The sequence below is a fragment of the Mycobacterium sp. 5-140-3-2 genome (assembly GCF_035666375.1).
GTDB classification, from domain to species: Bacteria; Actinomycetota; Actinomycetes; order Mycobacteriales; family Mycobacteriaceae; genus Mycobacterium; species Mycobacterium intracellulare.
Window position 1 is genome coordinate 4,688,038 of record NZ_CP142025.1, and the last position, 18,740, is coordinate 4,706,777.

The window sequence follows — 18,740 nt, forward strand, 5'->3', positions numbered from 1 at the left end:
AGCTTGTGATTGCGCCATGATTACTTACCTGTCTTTCCGACCTTGCGGCGGATCTGCTCGCCCTCGTAGCGCACGCCCTTGCCCTTGTACGGGTCGGGGCGACGCAGACGGCGGATGTTCGCCGAGATCTGGCCGACCTTCTGCTTGTCGATCCCGGTGATGGTGAACTTCGTCGGCGACTGCACGGCGAACGTGATGCCGTCGGGCGCCTCGATCACCACGGGATGGCTGTAGCCCAGCGCGAACTCGAGGTTGGAGCCCTTGAGCTGCACGCGGTAACCGACACCGAAGATCTCCATCTTGGTGGTGTAGCCCTGCGTCACGCCGGTGACCAGGTTGGACACCAGGGTGCGCGACAGCCCGTGCAGCGAGCGGTTGCGCCGCTCGTCGTTGGGGCGGGTGACCACGATCGCGCCATCGTCGTTGCGCGCCACGGTGATCGGCTCGGCCACGGTCAGATCCAGCGTGCCCTTGGGGCCTTTCACCGAGACCTTCTGACCGTCGATCGTTACGTCGACTCCGGCGGGAACCGGAACCGGCTGCTTACCAATACGCGACATCTTTTACCCCCTCACCACACGTACGCGAGGACTTCGCCGCCCACGCCCTGTCGGGCTGCCTGGCGGTCGGTCAGCAGGCCCGAGGAGGTGGAGATGATCGCCACTCCCAGGCCGCCGAGCACGCGCGGCAGATTGGTGGATTTCGCGTACACCCGCAGGCCGGGCTTGGACACGCGGCGCAAGCCGGCGATGCTGCGCTCCCGGCTCGGCCCGTACTTGAGCTGAACGATCAGCGACTTGCCGACCCGAGCATCCTCGGTGCGGTAATCGCTGATGTAGCCCTCGCTCTTGAGGATCTGGGCGATGTTCGCCTTGAGCTTCGAGTGCGGCAACGTCACCTCGTCGTGATACGCCGAATTGGCGTTGCGCAGACGTGTCAAGAAGTCTGCGATCGGGTCCGTCATAGTCATCGAGCGCCACTCCTCTTCATCGCTGCGCTCTGCTTCGTCGCTGTCGCAGTCATCGAGCGCCACTCCTCTTCATCGCTGCGCTCTGCTTCGTCGCTGTCGCAGTCATCGAGCGCCACTCCTCTTCATCGCTGCGCTCTGCATCGTCGATGTCGCAGTCATGACAGTGTCTGTCACCTTCCTCGCGGTGGTTCCCGGCCCGGGCCTGTCGCGCACTTTTCTGGGTTGGTCTGGGGGTTTGCGCTGTTTACCAGCTGCTCTTTTGCACGCCGGGCAGCTCGCCCGCATGCGCCATCTCGCGCAGGCAGATCCTGCACAGGCCGAATTTGCGGAAGACCGCGCGCGGCCGGCCGCACTTGTTGCAGCGCGTGTAGCCGCGCACCGCGAACTTCGGCTTGCGTGCGGCCTTGTTGACCAGTGCCTTCTTTGCCATTTACTCAGTTCTCCTTGAAGGGAAAGCCGAGGGCCCGCAGCAGCGCTCGTCCTTCTTCGTCAGTCGTCGCCGAGGTGACGACGTTGATGTCCATGCCGCGGACCCGGTCGATCTTGTCCACGTCGATCTCGTGGAACACCGACTGCTCGGCCAGCCCGAAGGTGTAGTTGCCGACACCGTCGAACTGCTTGGGCGAAAGGCCGCGGAAGTCGCGGATACGGGGCAGCGCGATCGAGGTGAGACGGTCGAGGAACTCCCACATCCGGTCCCCGCGCAGGGTGACCCGCGCGCCGATCGGCATGCCCTCACGCAATTTGAACTGCGCGATGGATTTGCGGGCGCGACGGATCTCGGGCCGCTGCCCGGTGATCAGCGCCAGGTCGCTGACGGCGCCGTTGATCAACTTCGCGTCCCGGGCGGCGTCGCCGACACCCATGTTGACGACGACCTTGGTCACCGTCGGGATCTGCATCACGTTGCCGTAGCCGAATTCCTTGTGCAACGCATCGCGAATCTCGTTGCGGTAGCGCTCTTTCAGGCGCGGCTGCACCTTCTCTGCAGTGGTCATGTCAGATGTCCTTGCCGTTGCGCTTGGAGATGCGGACGCGCTTGCCGGTCTCCTCGTCGACCCGGTAGCCGACGCGGGTCGGCTTGCCGTCCGAGTCGACCACCATCACGTTGGACGCGTCGATCGGGGCTTCCTGGGTGACGATTCCGCCCGACTGGGCTCCGCGCTGGTTGGTCGAAATCGCGGTGTGCTTCTTGATGGCGTTGACGCCCTCGACCAGCACCCGGTTGCGCTCGGGGTAGACCTTGAGCACCTTGCCTTTGGCGCCCTTGTCCTTACCCGCGATCACCAGGACGGTGTCGTCCTTTTTGACCTTCATCTACAAAACCTCCGGAGCCAGCGAGATGATCTTCATGAACCGCTTCTCGCGCAGTTCGCGGCCGACGGGCCCGAAGATGCGCGTCCCGCGTGGGTCGTTGTCGGGCTTGATGATCACCGCGGCGTTCTCGTCGAATTTGATGTAGCTGCCGTCGGGGCGCCTGCGCTCCTTGACCGTGCGCACCACGACGGCCTTGACGACGTCCCCACGCTTGACGTTGCCGCCGGGGATGGCGTCCTTGACGGTGGCGACGATGACATCGCCGATGCCGGCGTAGCGTCGCGACGAACCGCCGAGCACACGGATGCACAAGATCTCCTTGGCGCCGGTGTTGTCGGCGACCTTCAGCCGCGATTCCTGCTGAATCACTCGATCTCCTGACCTGGTTGCGTGTGCACGGCAGGAGAACCCACCTGGGTGAGCATTCGGCGGGCATGACCCACCAAAAACCTGACGTGCGCGGTCTTTGTCACCGAAGGGCACGCGGGGCCGATTCGCACCGGCCGAGGTCTGCCCAAGGCAACCCCTAGAGTCTAGGGGACGACCAGCTCAGAGCCAAATTCCGCTCCGACGGCATCGAGATCAGGAAATTCTGCACCTAGAACGGCGGCGGATCGTCGTCGGGACCGTAGACGGTGGGCCAGGAGCAGGTCGCCGACGGGGCCCGCCGGGCCAGCCGGGCGTCGCGGTTGTGTTTGCGTTCTGCTGCGATGCGGGTGGCGCGGTCTTGGGTGCGGGTGCGGCGGCGTTGGGGCATCATCGCGGTGCGCTGGCCGCAGTGGTTCGGGGGCGGGTCGGCTTCGGGGGCCGCGATCGCGCCGGTGGCCGCGCACAAGCTGGGAAACAACAGCGCGCTGCCCGGGGTGGTCACATAGGTGTGCCCGGCCGGGGAGGTGAAGATCAGCGTGCCATCGGGCAGCTGCTTTTCCTGCCAGCCCCAAAACGTTTTCACCAAATGATGCGTACGGCACAGCGCCTTGAGGTTAGTGATAAGTCATGAATGTGCCCGCTTACTTTGGGCCTAGAAGGATTCGCGTTAAGGATCCGCAAACCGGGCACACGGCGAGTGCTGGTTGGATGCGCCACATCGTCACCTCATCGGAGTCCACCGCGCCACGCCAGGGCTGAGAACTCCGCACCGGGATCAGCACTGCCATCTGAGACCTCGATGTTTACCACCGCAGAACCCCGGGATGGGAGTGAGCGTGCGCGCACCATGTTGCGCAAATTCAACGGAAGCCGTCACAGTGTGGCGGTGCCGGGGCGGTTGCGCGCCGGCTATAAGATGGCCCAGTGCAAATGTTGCAGTCTATTAATGAGTTGCAGCTGGTGGTTTTGGAGCGGTCGGTGATATCGATATGCGCTGTTTGCCTACATCTCCGAGGCGTGGCGGTGTCCGATCCACCGGGGCTGACTTTGTTGTCCCGGTTGATGCAGCACTCATTCGCTGATGGGCTCAGCTATTCGGGGGCCGTGTCGGCCGTGATGGGCCATGCGGTGGGTTTGTGCCCGAGCTGCGGCGCGGACGGCTGGCTAACGGAGCCAACCTCGTGAGTAGTTTCCGTCCAGTCGGCGATCCCACCGAGCTTGCAGATGATCTGTGCTGCGCGGAGTCCACGCACGTCGGGCAGACGTCTCTGGCGCGGGACGGGGAATGGCATCGCGCCGCGCGTTGGGCGCGGCGTCTGGCCTGGGTCAGCCTGATCGCGATGCTCACCGAGGGTGTCGTGGGGCTGTGGCAGGGCCTGGCGGTCGGGTCTATCGCACTGACTGGGTGGGCGCTAAGCAGCGCGCCAGAGGGCTTGGCCAGCGCGATGGTGGCGTGGCGGTTCACCGGCTCGCGGACTCTGTCCGAGACCGCCGAACGGCGCGCCCAGCACGGTGTTGCGGTGTCGTTTTGGCTGACAGCCCCCTACATCGCCGCCGAATCTATTCGGCACCTCGCTGGTGGGCACCACGCTGAGACGTCGATGATCGGTATCGTGTTGACGGCCGCTACCTTGTTGGCGATGCCTATCCTCGGCCGGGCCAAAAAGCAACTCGCCGTCCGGCTGGGCTCGCCGGCCACCGCTGGCGAAGGTACCCAGAACTATCTTTGTGCGGCCCAGGCCGCCGCGGTGTTGGTCGGCCTGGCGGTAACTGCCCACTGGCCGGGGAGCTGGTGGTTTGATCCGGCGATCGGGCTTGCGATCGCCGCGGTCGCCGTGTGGCAAGGCATTCGAGCCTGGCGCGGCGAGGACTGTGGATGTTGAATCAGAACGACACGTCAGCGAGCACCGTCAGCCGCGGGGGGATGGGGCAGGCGGCTGCTGGTGACCTCCGCCATCGGCCGTGGTTGTGCCGGATCGCTGACCACCCCCGCCTTTGGGACTACTCCATAACTCGCGTTCACCAATGGGCCCGCTATGCGGGCACCTCCCATGTCGAACAACCATGGCGACTGGCAGTTGTGATGGCGCCAGCAGTGGCCCCCAATCCGAAATTTTATAGGTTTTCTCGGGCAGCAGCGTTGGGCGGAGGCGACTTCTCTTAACGCGGTCTTGGTAGCGTTGTGCCACCGCCTATCACCGGACAGGAAAGACATGCCGGACACGCCAACCCGTGAGACGCGCCTGCGGGCGCTGGTGCTCGGCTACAACGGGCTGCTGGCCGGGGTTGCCGGATTCATCAATTCGGTGGCGCTGCTGGTCTTGGCGTTTCCGGTGGGCAACCTGACCGCGTTGAGCACCCAGCTGGGCATGGATTCAGCCAATCCGCTGCTGTACGAGAGCTGCATGATCGCACTGATCGTAGGCGGATTTCTGGCCGGAGCCGCCGGGGCCGGCGCTGTACTGGCGCCGGTGCAAACCCACACCAGTGCGCGCCACGCCGCGGTCCTGCTCGCCGAGGCCGCGCTGCTGTTGGCCGCAGCCGGTATCGAGATTCCCGGGTTCAAGGCGCTGCTGGCTGCGGCCGCGTGCGGGCTGCAAAACGCGATGACCTCGAACTCGCCCGGGATGGCAATCCGCACAACGCACTTCACCGGCACCATCACCGACCTCGGATTGATACTGGGCCGCAGCCGCCGCCACGGGATGGACAAGTGGAAGGCCGCGGTGCTCACGACGACCGTGGTGCTATTCGTCGGCGGCGGCGCGACGGGCGCCCTCATTGGCGGCCGGTTGGGCCACAACGCACTGCTTCTTCCAGCTGCCGCCTGCCTGGCTGTCGCGATAGCCAGCCTGCTGTATAGCCGGCGGCGCAGCACCCGATTGGCCCGCGCGATATCGGCCCCCGAGCGCTCGCATCGCTCCCTTGCTGATCAGGCGACGGCGGGGTAACCGCGGAGCCCAAGCCATGCGCATTCGTATATGCGCATGCGTTTATAGTTTGTTAGTCTGGGCGGGTAAGGCATCGCCGTTGCCTGATTAGGGAGGTCCAAATGGCAGACGAGCGCGGATCAATGGAGGCCAAAGAGTCAACGCTGCTGTGTCCGCGGTGTGTGTCGCAGATGCTGCCGGTGCAGCGCTTCGGCGTGACGATCGATCAGTGCACGGGTTGCGGCGGCGTCTTCCTGGACCGGGGCGAACTAGAGCAACTCTCCGAGGCCGAGGCCAAGTTCTACGCCGCCCAACAGCCACCCCAACCCGCGCCACCGCCGGGAGGGTATGCGCCTGCGCAGTACCCAGCGCAGCCCGCGTACGTCGAAAATCCCCGCCCTAGAGGATTTTTGGGTGGATTGTTCGGAGAAGGCTATTACGGTGGTCGCCACGGAGGATATCGCGGCGGACATCACTGACATTGATGTGTTGACGCGGTCCGGTTAAGGATTGGTCGTGGTCTGCTACCGGTAGCGTCCGCCGTAACTGATGCCATGCTGGGTTGTTCTTGAATTAGTCAATTCAGCCAACTCAGCGCCGGCGTGCCCAGGATCTGAGCGGCGCGATCCTGGCATTGATTTGTAAATCGCCGCAACGGGTCGTCTGTGTGCGGCGCGGATCGCAGCGTAGCTTGACGTTTTTCGGTGCGACGGTGTCGGTCCGTTTCACGATCGCGACCTGGCGTCCCCTCGAGTCATCTTTTAACACATGTGAGATGAAGCGGTGCGGCGGGACCCCACACTTCTGCTCGATATGGCCACAGCCCCGGACTACGGCGGTGTGGTGTTCCTCCTTTGTTATCCGAGGGTCGTCGAGGGTGGTAGCACTGTCAGGCGGGGCATGAACCGGAGGTCGGTTTCGCCGACGTTGCCTATGCCGCGCCCGGCCATCGTTGCCAGCGGCGCGCCGAGCATGCTTGCGGGAGCCCCCGTTGTGGCTCCTGGGGCAGTGGCCAGGCTGGTGCTGGGCAGCGCCGTCGCGGCAGAACTCATTGCTGGGGCCGCCGATGCCCAGGTTTGGGGCACCGACAACGCCCCGACCGTGGCCGCCCGGCCCACGCCCGCCGACACGGCCGCCCCGCCGAGTCCTGCTGAGCCGGGTGCTCCCAGCGCGCTGGACGCAAGCGCGCCCGTCAGCCCCGGTCCCGAAGCTGCGGTGCTGGCGGCGGTGACGGCCGGCATCAGAGATTTCAGCTGATTCGCGTTCGAGAGCAGCGCACTCGATATCCACCCAACCGAACTTGTCATCGACAACGCCGGATTCATGGAACTGAGCGACGAACTCAACGACGACAGCGACCCCGTCGATGACTCGGACGTGGACGATAGCGGGGAGGCGAGCTGCTGCAGGGCCGTGGGCACCGTGGAGGTCACCTGAGACAGGACCGCTTGCGCGTCGGTGCTGGCCGAGCTGCCGACAGCTTGGCCGACCGCGGTCCCCTGTCCGGCCAGGCCGGCCGGGTTGCTGGCGGGCTGCGGCGGGGTGAACGGGGTCAGGAGCGACGCACTGGCCGAGGCGGCGGCGTAGCCATACATCGCGGCGACGTCTTGGGCCCACATCGCCGCGTACTGTGCCTCGGTGGCCGCGATCGCGGGCGTGTTTTGCCCGAGGATGTTGGTCGCGATCAGCGACAGCAACAGGCTGCGGTTGGCCGCGATGACTGGTGGCGGCACCGTCATCGCAAAGGCCGACTCATAGGCGGCCGCGGCCGCCATGGCCTGCGAAGCCGTCTGCTGTGCCGTGGCGGCAGTGGTGTCCATCCACGCCACGAAAGGGGCGCTCGCGGCGGCCATCGCCGCCGACGCCGGACCCAGCCACGGTCCGCTCGTCAGCCCTGAAACCACCGAGGAATACGAAGCGGCCTCCGCATATAGCTGCTCGGCGAGCCCCGCCCAGGCCGACGCTGCGGCCAGCATCGAGCCCGGGCCCGGACCGGCATAAATCCTTGCCGAGTTGATCTCGGGTGGCAAAGCTGCGAAATCCATCATTCACCTCGGAGTGCTTAGCCGGCCGCGATCGCGTTGGCGGCCTCGGTGAGCGCATACGAATCAGCTCTGACACCAAGGGGTTTCGCGACTAATTCGTGGATCGCCGCAGCTTGGGCGCTGACGGCCTGGTACATCTGCGCGCGCGCGGCGAACTGCAGCGCCGTCAACGCCGACACCTCACCGGCGGCGGCGGGAACCACCCCGGTCGTCGGGGCGGCCACGGCCGCGTTTTCGGCGCTCATCGCCGAGCCGATGCCCTGCATATCGTCTGCCGGTGCAGTCAGAGCCTTCGGCTGGGTAGTCACAAAAATCATGGGCTGCTCCTCACTGTTTCCGCCTGGACTTCTTCTGATGGACACGACTCAACCCGCGCATCGGAGAACGCGGGTCCGGCGGAGCGGGCGGGGTTGAGGTGGTGCAGGGCAACTGTGGCGATGATGCCGATGAGAACCAGCCCGCCCCACACCAGTGCGCCGGCGCTGAGCCGTTGTGCCGCACCGAATATCGATCCGGTAGCCAGGTTGCCGACGAGGATTCCGGCTCCGACGATGGTGTTGTAGAACCCGTAATGGGTGGCCACGAGCCGGCCTCCGGCCAGCGAGACGACGGTGTCCATCTCGAAGGGGAAGACCGCGGCCGAACCGACGGCCAGCAGTGCCGCCGACACCAGCAGGGCCCCCACCGCCGCGGGTGTCCCGAACCGATGGCCGTCGGGGACGACCGTCAGCGGCACAAACGAGGCCGCCAGGATGGCCACACCGATGGCCAGGCTACGTCCAGATCCCCAGCGTTTGGTGAACCAACGGGTGATGCGCAGCTGTCCGATCACCGCAACCAGGCCAGAGACAACGAAAAGAACTGCAACCAAAGCCTTTCCAGAGCGCGGCGTCAGCATCGACGCCTGCAGCGGCAGCGCCAGGTACACCTGGAACGTCAACACGTAGGAGCCGATCATCGCCGCCGCGAAGAGCAGGAACGGCCGGTTGCCGGCGACAACCCGCCAGTCCTGCAGAAACGACTTCTGCTGCGGCGCCGAATCGACACCGCGTTGCGGCAACGCCAACAGCTGCGCCACGGTCAACACTGCGAACACGGCCGCCGCTGCCGCCGCCGTGACCTGAAAGTCAACGGCCACCAGGACCAGTCCGACCAGCGGACCCAACAGGATTCCGGCCTGATAGAAGAGGCTGAACATGGCGAAGGCCTCCACCCGGCGATCTCCGGCGTCAGCGGCCAGATAGGCACGCACCGCCGGGTTGAACAAGGCGCCGGCGAAACCGGTTGCCGCCGCGGCGATAAGCACAGCCGGCAACGAGTGAGCCACCACAAGCAGCGCGAAACCGCCTGTGCGCAACAGACATCCAGCCACGATCAACGGCTTGTAGCCCAGCCGGTCGGCCAGCGTGCCGCCCACGATGAACATGCCCTGCTGGGAGAAATTCCGCACGCCCAGCACCAATCCCACCGCCCAGGCGGCCAGCCCGAGCGGGCCAGCCAGGTACCCCGCCAGATACGGCATCAGCATGTAAAAACCCATGTTGATGCCGAACTGGTTGATCATCAGTACCCGGCTGGGCCCGTCGAATCCGCGAAACCGCGCGATAAAGCCCTTCATCGCGACACCAGTGTGGGGTTGGTGATGGTGGTGGTGCGGGTCCAGGAGGTGATGACGTGTTGGTTGGGGTCGGTGAGGGTGGTGGGCTCGGCGACGGGTTGCCAGTTCAACAGCTGGTGCTCGCGGCAGTAGTCGTCGTTGTAGATGGTGTCGAAGTAGCGTTGGGGTCCGTCGGGAAACACTGCGGCGATGCGGGTGTCTTTGGGGTAGGTGCGCGCGGCCCAGCCGGCGACCAGCGTGACGGCGCCGACGCTCCAGCCGCCGCTGGCGAACTGGCTGGCCGCCAAAGTGCGTGCCGCCCAGACGGCTTCGTGTGGGGCCACCCAGTGCACCTCGTTGAAGGCGGGGTAGTCGATGTTGGCCGGGTGGATGCTGGAGCCCAGTCCGCGCATGAGCCGGGTGGTGGCCGGTTGGCCGAAAATGGTCGAGCCGATGGTGTCGACCCCGATCAGTTTCATGTCGGGGTTGAATCGGCGCAGCACCCGCGCCACGCCGGCGGAGTGTCCCCCGGTGCCTACCGAGCAGACCAGCACGTCGACGTTGCCGAGCTGATCAAGCAGCTCCAACGCCAACGATCGGTAGCCGGTGATGTTGTCGGGGTTGCTGTATTGGTCGGGGCACCAAGCCCCCGGCTCGGCGGCCAGGACTTGGGCGACGCGGTCTTTGCGGGCCTGTTGCCAGCCCCCCACCGGGTGCGGCTCGGTGACCAGCTCGACATCGGCGCCGTAGGCGGCCAGCATGTGGCGCACGATCGGTTCCATGCCGGTGTCGGTGACCACGGTGACCGGATGCCCGTAGGCTTGCCCGGCCAGCGCCAGGCCCAATCCGAGGCTGCCGCTGGTGGAATCCACGATGCGGGCCCCGGGTGTGAGTTCGCCGCGGGCCCGGGCGGCTTCGACCATGTGCAGGGCGGGGCGGTCTTTCATGCTGCCGCCGGGGTTGAACCCCTCCAACTTGGCCCAAAACCCGCGTCCGGGCGGGACCAGCGGGGCCGAGATCCGCAACACCGGCGTGTTACCCACCAGCGCGGCGGGTCGCCGATAGGTACCAGGGGCACGCTGGCCGCAGTCGCGCGGCTCGAGGACCGTCAGCGCCGCAACGGAATGAACACAAATGTTGTCAAAAGAACGAACTTCAGTCATCGGAATCGTCGCTTTCCTGCGAAGCCGCGAACCAGAGCGCGGCACTTGACATGGGTCAGCGGTCACCGGCCGCCGCCACAAAGGGCAGAAACGGCCTGGCGCTGACCAGTCAGCGACGAGACAAGCAGAACCGGGTCAAGACGTCTTGACCGGTAACAGAAAAAGCCGGGGCACGCGGGGGGCCGCGCCCGGCGGGCACCCCAAACCAGGCCAGCCCACCAGCGACGGCCACGGCCACGGCCAACACCACACCCAACGCGGCCAGCGCGGCCACCGCAGTACCCGAGCGCGGCAACACCGCCGTGGTGAACTGCTCAGGATGCTCGCCCGACAATCCTTTGCCCACATGCGAATGATCGACGCCGAAACTGGGATGATCACCACCACTTGTCGAGGCCACAACCGCAGGTGCAGGCCGCGCCACCGATGAGTGCGAAGGCATGATCACACTGTCGGCGCCGATTAGCACGCCCCACGCCGCCAACCACACTGCAGTTCCCACCACCGCCACATACCGCAGCCGTAGTAACCAGCTAGCGCCGCCCAACCTCATTACAGCCCGTTCTTAACCGCGGAGATGCGACAACGACGAGGAGTCGGTGCCGCCTGTATCCGACTCGTGATAATGGGCTTGGTTGTTTACTGAGCGGTGGGTGAGCCCGTGCGGTTCTGCGCAGTGCGCGCATGCGCCTGCGAAACCGTGTTCGTTGAGCCTGCCTGATTTTTGGTGCTCAAGCTGCAGGGTGATGTGTGAAATTCCGTGCGTGTGCGCCAGCAACGCCGCTAACTCGGCCCGGGTTTCATGGCAATCGCGGTCCTCATCCACGATCACGTGCGCTGAAAGTGCCGTTTGCCCTGACGTTATTTCCCAAACATGCAGGTCGTGAACTTCGACCACCGCGTCGCGTGCCGCCATCGCCTGGCCAATCTTTTCAGGCTCGAACCCGCGAGGCGCGGCCTCCAGGAGTACCAGGCTTGCAGCACGCACCAATCCCGTCCCGGCCTTCGCCATCAACACCACCACGACGAGCGTGGCGAGGGCGTCGGCGCGTGCGAACCCGGTGAACACAATCACCACGCCGGCGATTGCCGTTGCGATGAAAGCGAACAGGTCGTTGAGGATGTGCTGGAAAGCACCCTCGACGTTCAGGCTGGAGCGATTGGCGCGGCTGATCATCCACGTCGCGGTCACGTTCACCACGACCCCGATCAGTGCCGTCATCAGCACCAGCCTGCCGGTGACCGGCGGCGGGTCAATTAGTCGACGGGCCGCCTCATAGGCCAGCCAGCCCGCCAAAACTAGTAAAGTCAGGCCGTTGGCCAGCGCAGACAAGATTTCCGCCCGTCGCCAACCGTAGGTCATACGGCCCGCTGCCGGCCGTGCTGCCAACCCGATAGCCCACAGCGCCAAAGCGATTGAGGCCGCGTCGGTAAGCATGTGCGCCGCGTCCGAGATCAGTGCGAGGGATCGTGCAACGATTCCTACCGCCACTTCGCCGACCATGAATGCTGTGATCACCGCCAGGGCGCCGGCTAGCCACCGCCGGTCAGCATCGGTTGTGTGCCCGTGCCCGTGGGCGTGGCTGTGCCCGCTCATGGCCGCACCCTCGGCGGCCGGCTGGGGACTAAATCCCCGGCTAGACTTGCTCTGTCAGACGTTCCTGTTCGGTTTTCCATATGAGTTGCGCCTCTTTTCTTTCCTCGTGTTGACTACGCCGTGACGCACGGCTTAAGGCCTTTGTTCAGATGATCGCGGTTGCCTGACCGCTGTTCGCGATAGAGCGGATTGAGCGCAAGTGCTGCGGCGGCGCTAACAAAAAACAATGCAGCGCAGAGCATTTCGTGATGCCCGCGATGTACCGCTGTGCCGGAGATTGCCGCTGTCGCCCATTGCAGATCAGGGTTCTGATTGCGACGACGGTGCCATAGAACCGGTAAGGTGTTGCCCCCGAACGGTTACGGGTAAAAGTATTTGCAGCATGCAGTTCGAATGGGATCGCCGGGGCCGATCCTAGCGCAAGCAGCGCTGCGGAGACTGCGAGTGCTTCGACGTCCGGTGGCGAACTTGAGCTCCGATCGTCGGCCAGGATGATCAGCGGCAGATACGACACTGCCAGGATGGCTAGACCGGCGATCAAGCTACGCCAGCAACCCCATCTGTCGGACAACCATGGGGTGGTCCGCAACTGGCCGGCAACGACCACCACACCTGAAATCGCGAACACACCAGCGGCAAAACAGCATTGGGACCACGGCGTTAGCACCGACACCTGCACAGGCAGGACAAGATAGACCTGGAAAGTCACTAGATACAAACCCATCATCGCGGCCAAGAGCAGCAAAGACCCGTTGACCAGGATGATCCGCCAATCCTGCAAAACCGATGCGGATCTCGGCGCCTGCTCGCTCTGTTGAAGTAGCATTCGCACAACTCCTGCCGAATAGCTGCCGGTAGCCGCCAGGCACACCCGTACATCGATTCCACCGCGCTGGACGGGCAATTCAAAATCCAGGGATTGATCACCGACAACGTTGTCAAAGTTGGTGTACTGAACCGGAATCCATGCACCGTGATCGGTGGCCAACGCCTGCACGACCCGATCTTTGCGGGCTTGTTCCCATCCACCAACCGGGCGCGGTGCATCGACGAGGACAACGTCGGCGCAGTAGGCAGCAAGCATCCGCCCAATGATCGGTTCCATCATCCCGGTATCGATGACAACCGCTACCGGACCCACGCACACCTCGCCCGCTAGAACCAGTCCCAAACATAGGTTGCCGCCGGAAAACTCCGCGGTCCGAGCTTCGGGCAGCAACCCGCCGCGGTCGCGCGCCTTATCGACCAACTGCGTGGCAAGGACTTCCTTCATGCTGCCACCTGGGTTGAAGCACTCAAGCTTCGCCCAGAAACCACGGTTCCGCAATGCTCTGGGACGCCGAGATCCTGGGCACCGAAGCATGTCACACCAAGACACCAGCCGCCCATAGGTGGCAGGCCTGCGCCGCCAGCAGGAGCGCGCCCCGGTGGCGGTACGAGGTGGACTGCCCGCAAGATTATTGCCAGTGTGAACAACGTCAATCATCTGATCGTCACTTCCATCAACGCGCGACACGCGACAATTGGTAAGAAGCGTTCACCGGCCGGCGACGCGAAGCGCAACGGCCTGACGGCGACTGATCAGCGACGAGACAAGCAGAGCCGAGTCAACAGATCTCGACCGGCGCAACGCACTGCAAGCACAGTGGGCGGACCCCGCCCCGGCGCCGCCGCGGGATAAGCCGACCACCCCGCCCCCCCAACCGGGCTGACCGCGGCGCCGAAACTCGCCAACGCGGCCACAGACGGTGTCAAGGCGGCGGCCATGAACTGGTCGTCGTGGTGTGTCGACGAATCCCTTTCTGCGTGCGCATGGTCTGGGGGAAGCTGATCCCTGACCACTTGCGACGATTCAAGCGAAGTCAGCGCTTCACCGGCAACGATTTCCAGATCCGTTGAGTTAGTTCTACTTTCGTGGTGGTGTGCGCCACCGATTACCATCCACAACATCAACCACACTGTGGCTGCTACCGCGACCAAACGGGATCGCAGCATTGTCGGATCGGCAACGTCGATTCTCATAACAACCCCGAAGCTAGCACCGCACGGGAACGATGTCGTCGGCAAAAGCCTAGCTACGACAATATGTGCCCCACTTGTCACGACTCGTTCAGCGCTTGCTCACCACCAGCTCACTTAACGAACCAGATCGAGCGTTAACCCGCGCCGGTTTGGCTGCTTTGCATGACCGCGGTTCGGTTGCGTCAACGGTCCGTCAATTTGAACCGCCCCGAGTTCGATGCACACCTTCTTTCGAGGGAAGGTTGTTCGCATCATGCCGAAGAAGTACGACGAGGAGTTCAAGGCCCGGGCGGTGCGGTTGGTCAGCGACCATGCCGAGGAGTACGCCACCCGTACGGCCTGCCTGACCGCGGTCGCCAAGCGTTTGGGGGTGTCGTATGAATCGTTACGACGCTGGATCAACCAGGCCGAGGTCGACACCGGGGTCCGCGACGGGGCGCCCACCGATACCGTGCGCGAGTTGCGTGAGCTCAAACGCAAGAACCGCGAACTTGAGGAAACCATCGAAATCCTCAAGGCGGCAACAAGTTTCTTCGTGCGGGAGAGCGACCCGCGACACCGTTGATCTGTGCGTTCATCGCCGAGCATCGTGCTCGGTTCGGGGTCGCTCCGATCTGCCGCGTGCTCACTGAGCACGGCTGCGTGATCGCCCCGAGAACCTTCTATGCCTGGCTGGCCCGCCCACCGTCGGCGCGGGCCCTGTGGGACACCGTCATTACCGAGGTGCTGGCCGGCTACTACGAACCCGACGAGCACGGCCGGCGCAAACCGGAGTCCTTGTACGGGGCCACGAAAATGTGGGCTCACTTGCAACGCCAGGGCATCACCGTGGCCCGCTGCACCGTGGAACGACTGATGCGCGTCAACGGCTGGCGCGGGGTCACCCGGCGCAAAAAGGTCCGCACCACCGTGGCCGACCCGGCCGCGACCCGGGCGGCGGATCTGGTCAAACGCCAGTTCCGGGTGCGCGCCCCCAACGTGCTGCTCGTCGCGGATTTCACCTACGTGCGCCTGGCCACCGGGGTGTTCGTCTACACCGCGTTCGCCATTGATGCCTACGCCGGGCGGATCGTGGGCTGGACCTGCTCGGCAAGCAAGGAAGACCGGTTCGTGCGTCAGGCGATCAGGCATGCGGCGCAACTGCGGTTCAATGAAGGCAATCCATTGATGGGCAACACTATTCACCATTCGGACGCAGGGTCGCAATATACGTCGGTGCGGTTCGGGGAAACCTTGACCCTGTCCGGGCTGGTGGCCTCAATCGGCACTGTCGGGGACGCCTTCGACAACGCTCTGGCCGAAACAACGATAGGGCTGTACAAGACCGAAGCCGTCCGGGCGGATTCGCCCTTCCGGCGCGGCCCCCTGCAGCGCCTGACCGACGTGGAACTGCTCACCGCCGACTGGGTGCACTGGTACAACACCAGCCGGCTCATGCACCGCCTGGGCCGCATCCCACCGACCGAGTACGAGACGATCTACTACGCTACGAACACAGCCCAATCAGAGGCTGCACACCCATAACCGCGTGTGCATCGAACTCGGGGCGGTTCAATTCGTACTTCTCGCCTTCGGGCGCCACACGGCAATAGATGGCCGACGATATGGCGCGGTCATAGCGGCGCCCCCGGTGTCGCCATCAATGTCCAGTGCGCCGAACCGCCGCAAGATCCTCACCAGCTCACCCAGCATCGGCGCCAGCCACATGCCAGCCGGCATGTCCAGCACGGCCTAGTAAAGGCCCGGTGCAAACGCTGGCGTTCACCCACCGTCAATCCCATCGTCTGGGCCTGCTGCGCCGCACCGGTTTCGCCGCTTCAACACGCCACTTCGCGGGCAGCATTTCTCTTTGGGACAACGAAGGGGGCAGGCGGGCATTGTTGGTGAGTCAACGCGCCGGGTTGACTGGTGCCGCCTTGAGTGCCAAGATAACGTTCGCATAAACCTCGGTAGGTGAGGCGTCTGCACGGACATAGGCCACTGACCTCGAACGTCGAGAGACGCCCCGGGTCAGGACAGCTCTTCCCGGCTTAAGGGTTGAGCCCAAGTGGCTTCCGGCTCAGCCGGATACGCCGTGTGGTGCCAAAGCTGTGACGAGAGGGGTGCCGCGCCCGGCTGAATCGCCGGGTTGCCTCATCCCCGGTGTGCGACTGTTGGCACCCCCGTGTGCCCTGGCCGTGAGGAGGTGAGAGCGAGATGAGTCGCGGTGATAGTCCCTATCCGAGTCCGATGAGCATTTCGTTCGGATCCGGCCCCGGCACCATTTCCACTATCTGAATCGGCTTGCGCCGCTTCGGTTCGCACTCGCCCGCGTCCCGCTTCGTGGACGTGCGTCTTTTTGGCGTGCTCTGACACGACCACAGCCGCAGCTTCAGTCTGCATTCCCCTTGAGGAGAAGTCCGATGTCTTTTGTGACCGCACAGCCAGAAATACTGGCGACGACAGCCAATGATTTGCGCAATATCGGCTCAGGGCTCGCCGCCCAGAACGCGGCCGCATCTACGCCTACGACAGGCGTGATTCCTGCAGCGGCCGACGAGGTTTCGGCGCTGACCGCGACCCAGTTCGTTGCGCACGCGCAGCTGTATCAAGCGGTGAGCGCACAAGCCGCAGCAGTTTGTGACCTGTTCGTGCGGACCTTAGCGGCCAGTGCCGTTTCGTACGCCGCCACCGAGGCCCTCAACACAATCGCGGCCGGCTAAAGGAAGTGTGTCCAATGACTGTCATGATCGATTTCGGCGCGTTGCCGCCGGAAATCAATTCCGCAAGAATGTATTCCGGCGCGGGCTCAGCGCCGATGCTTAGCGCCGCCGCGGCCTGGGACACGCTGGCCGCTGAATTGCGTTCGGCGGCAACCTCCTACAGCTCGACGATCTCGAGATTGAGCAGCGAAGGCTGGCGCGGCCCGGCGTCGATATCGATGGCGGCCGCCGCAGCACCTCTCGTCGCCTGGATGAACACGACTGGGATGCAGGCTGAACAAACCGCTACCCAGGCCACCGCAGCCGCGGGTGCCTATGAGACCGCGTACTCGATGACGGTGCCCCCACCGGTAATCGCGGCCAACCGTAGCCTTTTGAGCGCGTTGGTCGCCACCAACGTCTTGGGGCAGAACACGCCGGCGATCGCGACCACCGAGGCGCACTACGGCGAAATGTGGGCCCAGGACGCTGCCGCAATGTACGGCTACGCCGCCGCTTCGGCGGCCGCCTCGACGGTGACGCCATTCACCGCGCCACAACAGACAACCAATGCGGCGGGGCTGGACGGGCAGGCCGCGACGGTCAGCCAGGCCACTGCTACGTCGGCAGGCACGAGCACGCAGACGGCACTGTCACAGCTGACCTCCACGGTACCCACAAAGTTGCAGAGCCTCGCTTCACCCGCGTCGTCTTCGTCGTCGACGTCGGGACTTTCGGAAATCCTCGGCCAACTGACTGGCTCTGGTGGGTCTGGGAATTCACAGCTCAACGACTTCTGGAACCAGTGGGGGCCCAACGCGAACATCTGGAACACCATCTTCTCGTCCGGGTTTTACACGCCCAGTAACACATTGGGTGCCTTCACGAGTTTGTTGGGCGCCGGCGCAGCCGGGGGCGCCGCGGGAAACGCCATCGGAGAAGCTGTCACAACCGGCCCCCTCGGAGGCCTATTGGGTCTGACGAGCCTGGGACCCGGCGGCGCCGCATCCGCGGCCCTTGGACGGGCCGCGTCGATCGGCCCGCTATCGGTGCCCGCGAGCTGGACCGCCCTAACCCCACCCCCTAGCTCTCTTGCCTCAGGGCTGGGCGGCACGCCCCTCACCGCGGCTCCGGCAGGTGTGATGCCCATGATGCCCGGCATGCCGATGGCGAACACGGCCGGAAGCCACATAGGCAGTGCTCCCAAATACGGGCTCCGGCTCACCGTAATGGCCCGCTCACCCATCGCCGGATAGCAGATACGGGGATCGGCTGCGAGCCTCAGTTCGACGGCCCCAACCGCATAAGCAGTTCGGCCACGATTCACCGCTTATGTGGCACTCGATGATTTCTAGATAAGGAGACATTCAGATGACTACGCGTTTTACGACCGACCCGCACGAGATGCGCTCGATGGCAGGGCGTTTCGAAGTGCACGCCCGAACCGTGGAGGACGAGGCCCGCAAGATACTGGCGTCCTCGCAAAACATCGCCGGCGACGGCTGGAGCGGTAGCGCTCAAGCCACCTCCTACAACACCGTGAGCCAGATGAACACCGCCTTTCGCAATATCGTCACCATGCTGCACGGGGTGCGCGACAACCTGATTCGTGACGCCAGCAACTACGAGGACCAAGAACAGGCCTCCCAGCAGATCCTGGGCAACTAACTGCTTTGCACCCGTGAGGAGAACACCGATGACGATCAACTACCAGTTCGGCGACGTCGACGCCCACGGTGCGCTGATCCGCACCCAAGCCGCCACCCTAGAGGCTGAGCATCAGGCCATCATTCGCGATGTGCTTGCCGCCGGCGACTTCTGGGGCGGCGCGGGCTCACTGGCCTGCCAGGAGTTCATCACCCAATTGGGCCGCAACTTCCAGGTGATCTACGAGCAGGCCAACGCTCACGGCTCCAAAGTACAAACGGCCGGTTCCCACATGGCCAGCACCGACAGCGCCGTGGGCTCCAGCTGGGCCTAACCGCCTAACCCCAAGCGCGGCAGCCGTATTGCCGCTCCCGTGCTACCACCACCCACCACTGATCCACA

Annotated in this window: 21 protein-coding genes, 1 pseudogene and 1 riboswitch; of the genes and pseudogenes, 8 read left to right on the forward strand and 14 right to left on the reverse strand. The window is 64.4% G+C overall.

The annotated features are described in order from the left end of the window. Positions 1–20: 20 nt before the first annotated feature. The 7 genes and pseudogenes from rplF to P6281_RS21940 all read right to left on the reverse strand — a co-directional run. Positions 21–560, reverse strand: a complete 540-nt coding sequence (rplF, locus tag P6281_RS21910) for a 50S ribosomal protein L6 (protein ID WP_008260611.1) — start codon at positions 558–560, stop codon at positions 21–23. An 11-nt stretch (positions 561–571) separates the two neighbouring features. After that, complete coding sequence (rpsH, locus tag P6281_RS21915) at positions 572–970, reverse strand: 30S ribosomal protein S8 (protein WP_008260619.1); 399 nt, start codon at positions 968–970, stop codon at positions 572–574. A gap of 244 nt (positions 971–1,214) precedes the next feature. Next, positions 1,215–1,400: a type Z 30S ribosomal protein S14 gene (locus P6281_RS21920; RefSeq protein WP_003873499.1), complete on the reverse strand. Its 186-nt coding sequence runs from the start codon at positions 1,398–1,400 to the stop codon at positions 1,215–1,217. A gap of 4 nt (positions 1,401–1,404) precedes the next feature. Continuing rightward, a complete protein-coding gene (rplE, locus tag P6281_RS21925) occupies positions 1,405–1,968 on the reverse strand; it encodes a 50S ribosomal protein L5 (protein WP_008260625.1) in 564 nt (187 codons plus the stop codon). Position 1,969: 1 nt separating this feature from the next. Beyond that, on the reverse strand, positions 1,970–2,287 hold the full coding sequence (gene rplX, locus P6281_RS21930; protein ID WP_008260626.1) for a 50S ribosomal protein L24: 318 nt from the start codon (positions 2,285–2,287) through the stop codon (positions 1,970–1,972). Further along, positions 2,288–2,656, reverse strand: coding sequence for a 50S ribosomal protein L14 (gene rplN, locus P6281_RS21935; protein WP_003403649.1), 369 nt, complete (start codon positions 2,654–2,656; stop codon positions 2,288–2,290). It abuts the gene before it with no gap. 229 nt (positions 2,657–2,885) lie between these two features. Next, a pseudogene (locus P6281_RS21940) lies at positions 2,886–3,275 on the reverse strand (hypothetical protein); the annotation flags it as partial. Between the two features lie 610 nt (positions 3,276–3,885). Here P6281_RS21940 and P6281_RS21945 point away from each other — a divergent pair. The 3 genes from P6281_RS21945 to P6281_RS21955 all read left to right on the forward strand — a co-directional run bounded on the left by P6281_RS21945 (position 3,886) and on the right by P6281_RS21955 (position 6,065). Next, the gene (locus P6281_RS21945; protein WP_043955849.1) at positions 3,886–4,539 is read left to right on the forward strand and encodes a cation transporter; all 654 of its coding nucleotides are present in this window, start codon (positions 3,886–3,888) and stop codon (positions 4,537–4,539) included. A 330-nt stretch (positions 4,540–4,869) separates the two neighbouring features. Beyond that, entirely contained in the window at positions 4,870–5,607 is a 738-nt protein-coding gene (locus P6281_RS21950; RefSeq protein ID WP_008260692.1) for a DUF1275 family protein, read from the forward strand. A gap of 122 nt (positions 5,608–5,729) precedes the next feature. Continuing rightward, positions 5,730–6,065 carry a TFIIB-type zinc ribbon-containing protein gene (locus P6281_RS21955; RefSeq protein WP_014942886.1) on the forward strand — a complete coding sequence of 112 codons (336 nt, stop codon included), beginning with the start codon at positions 5,730–5,732 and terminating at the stop codon, positions 6,063–6,065. A gap of 378 nt (positions 6,066–6,443) precedes the next feature. On the opposite strand, the gene P6281_RS21960 is transcribed toward P6281_RS21955, so the two are convergent. The 7 genes from P6281_RS21960 to P6281_RS21990 all read right to left on the reverse strand — a co-directional run bounded on the left by P6281_RS21960 (position 6,444) and on the right by P6281_RS21990 (position 13,261). Next, the gene (locus P6281_RS21960) at positions 6,444–7,634 is read right to left on the reverse strand and encodes a PPE family protein (RefSeq protein WP_008260696.1); all 1,191 of its coding nucleotides are present in this window, start codon (positions 7,632–7,634) and stop codon (positions 6,444–6,446) included. A 14-nt stretch (positions 7,635–7,648) separates the two neighbouring features. Continuing rightward, positions 7,649–7,948, reverse strand: a complete 300-nt coding sequence (locus P6281_RS21965; RefSeq protein WP_036429500.1) for a PE family protein — start codon at positions 7,946–7,948, stop codon at positions 7,649–7,651. Further along, complete coding sequence (locus P6281_RS21970) at positions 7,945–9,249, reverse strand: MFS transporter (RefSeq protein WP_008260700.1); 1,305 nt, start codon at positions 9,247–9,249, stop codon at positions 7,945–7,947. Before P6281_RS21970 ends, P6281_RS21965 begins: the two co-directional genes overlap by 4 nt. After that, on the reverse strand, positions 9,246–10,391 hold the full coding sequence (locus tag P6281_RS21975) for a PLP-dependent cysteine synthase family protein (RefSeq protein WP_036429502.1): 1,146 nt from the start codon (positions 10,389–10,391) through the stop codon (positions 9,246–9,248). The genes P6281_RS21970 and P6281_RS21975 overlap by 4 nt, the downstream gene beginning before the upstream one ends. A gap of 109 nt (positions 10,392–10,500) precedes the next feature. Then, positions 10,501–10,737 carry a hypothetical protein gene (locus P6281_RS21980; RefSeq protein ID WP_306454287.1) on the reverse strand — a complete coding sequence of 79 codons (237 nt, stop codon included), beginning with the start codon at positions 10,735–10,737 and terminating at the stop codon, positions 10,501–10,503. A gap of 219 nt (positions 10,738–10,956) precedes the next feature. Beyond that, entirely contained in the window at positions 10,957–11,988 is a 1,032-nt protein-coding gene (locus P6281_RS21985) for a cation diffusion facilitator family transporter (RefSeq protein ID WP_008260705.1), read from the reverse strand. Between the two features lie 145 nt (positions 11,989–12,133). Then, on the reverse strand, positions 12,134–13,261 hold the full coding sequence (locus P6281_RS21990) for a pyridoxal-phosphate dependent enzyme (protein WP_008260707.1): 1,128 nt from the start codon (positions 13,259–13,261) through the stop codon (positions 12,134–12,136). A 1,002-nt stretch (positions 13,262–14,263) separates the two neighbouring features. Between P6281_RS21990 and P6281_RS21995 the strand changes: the two genes are divergently transcribed. The 5 genes from P6281_RS21995 to P6281_RS22015 all read left to right on the forward strand — a co-directional run bounded on the left by P6281_RS21995 (position 14,264) and on the right by P6281_RS22015 (position 18,672). Beyond that, positions 14,264–15,534 (forward strand): IS3 family transposase gene (locus P6281_RS21995; protein ID WP_085978347.1). Its coding sequence is split into 2 segments (ribosomal slippage): positions 14,264–14,537 and positions 14,537–15,534, totalling 1,272 coding nucleotides; the frame shifts between segments, so codons are not numbered across the junction. Between the two features lie 414 nt (positions 15,535–15,948). After that, a riboswitch (M-box (ykoK) riboswitch) is annotated at positions 15,949–16,119 on the forward strand. Positions 16,120–16,412: 293 nt separating this feature from the next. After that, on the forward strand, positions 16,413–16,712 hold the full coding sequence (locus P6281_RS22000; protein ID WP_036429503.1) for a PE family protein: 300 nt from the start codon (positions 16,413–16,415) through the stop codon (positions 16,710–16,712). Positions 16,713–16,726: 14 nt separating this feature from the next. Further along, on the forward strand, positions 16,727–17,947 hold the full coding sequence (locus P6281_RS22005) for a PPE family protein (protein WP_008260714.1): 1,221 nt from the start codon (positions 16,727–16,729) through the stop codon (positions 17,945–17,947). A 115-nt stretch (positions 17,948–18,062) separates the two neighbouring features. Continuing rightward, a complete protein-coding gene (locus tag P6281_RS22010) occupies positions 18,063–18,359 on the forward strand; it encodes a WXG100 family type VII secretion target (protein WP_008260715.1) in 297 nt (98 codons plus the stop codon). A 28-nt stretch (positions 18,360–18,387) separates the two neighbouring features. Then, complete coding sequence (locus tag P6281_RS22015; protein ID WP_008260719.1) at positions 18,388–18,672, forward strand: WXG100 family type VII secretion target; 285 nt, start codon at positions 18,388–18,390, stop codon at positions 18,670–18,672. Positions 18,673–18,740: the final 68 nt, after the last annotated feature.

Coding starts and splice junctions, on each gene's coding strand:
- rplF (WP_008260611.1), bottom strand. CDS start 560: ATGTCGCGTATTGGTAAGCAGCCGGTTCCGGTTCCCGCCGGAGTCGAC.
- rpsH (WP_008260619.1), bottom strand. CDS start 970: ATGACTATGACGGACCCGATCGCAGACTTCTTGACACGTCTGCGCAAC.
- P6281_RS21920 (WP_003873499.1), bottom strand. CDS start 1,400: ATGGCAAAGAAGGCACTGGTCAACAAGGCCGCACGCAAGCCGAAGTTC.
- rplE (WP_008260625.1), bottom strand. CDS start 1,968: ATGACCACTGCAGAGAAGGTGCAGCCGCGCCTGAAAGAGCGCTACCGC.
- rplX (WP_008260626.1), bottom strand. CDS start 2,287: ATGAAGGTCAAAAAGGACGACACCGTCCTGGTGATCGCGGGTAAGGAC.
- P6281_RS21950 (WP_008260692.1), top strand. CDS start 4,870: ATGCCGGACACGCCAACCCGTGAGACGCGCCTGCGGGCGCTGGTGCTC.
- P6281_RS21955 (WP_014942886.1), top strand. CDS start 5,730: ATGGAGGCCAAAGAGTCAACGCTGCTGTGTCCGCGGTGTGTGTCGCAG.
- P6281_RS21960 (WP_008260696.1), bottom strand. CDS start 7,634: ATGATGGATTTCGCAGCTTTGCCACCCGAGATCAACTCGGCAAGGATT.
- P6281_RS21965 (WP_036429500.1), bottom strand. CDS start 7,948: ATGATTTTTGTGACTACCCAGCCGAAGGCTCTGACTGCACCGGCAGAC.
- P6281_RS21970 (WP_008260700.1), bottom strand. CDS start 9,249: ATGAAGGGCTTTATCGCGCGGTTTCGCGGATTCGACGGGCCCAGCCGG.
- P6281_RS21975 (WP_036429502.1), bottom strand. CDS start 10,391: ATGACTGAAGTTCGTTCTTTTGACAACATTTGTGTTCATTCCGTTGCG.
- P6281_RS21985 (WP_008260705.1), bottom strand. CDS start 11,988: ATGAGCGGGCACAGCCACGCCCACGGGCACGGGCACACAACCGATGCT.
- P6281_RS21990 (WP_008260707.1), bottom strand. CDS start 13,261: ATGAAGGAAGTCCTTGCCACGCAGTTGGTCGATAAGGCGCGCGACCGC.
- P6281_RS22000 (WP_036429503.1), top strand. CDS start 16,413: ATGTCTTTTGTGACCGCACAGCCAGAAATACTGGCGACGACAGCCAAT.
- P6281_RS22005 (WP_008260714.1), top strand. CDS start 16,727: ATGACTGTCATGATCGATTTCGGCGCGTTGCCGCCGGAAATCAATTCC.
- P6281_RS22010 (WP_008260715.1), top strand. CDS start 18,063: ATGACTACGCGTTTTACGACCGACCCGCACGAGATGCGCTCGATGGCA.
- P6281_RS22015 (WP_008260719.1), top strand. CDS start 18,388: ATGACGATCAACTACCAGTTCGGCGACGTCGACGCCCACGGTGCGCTG.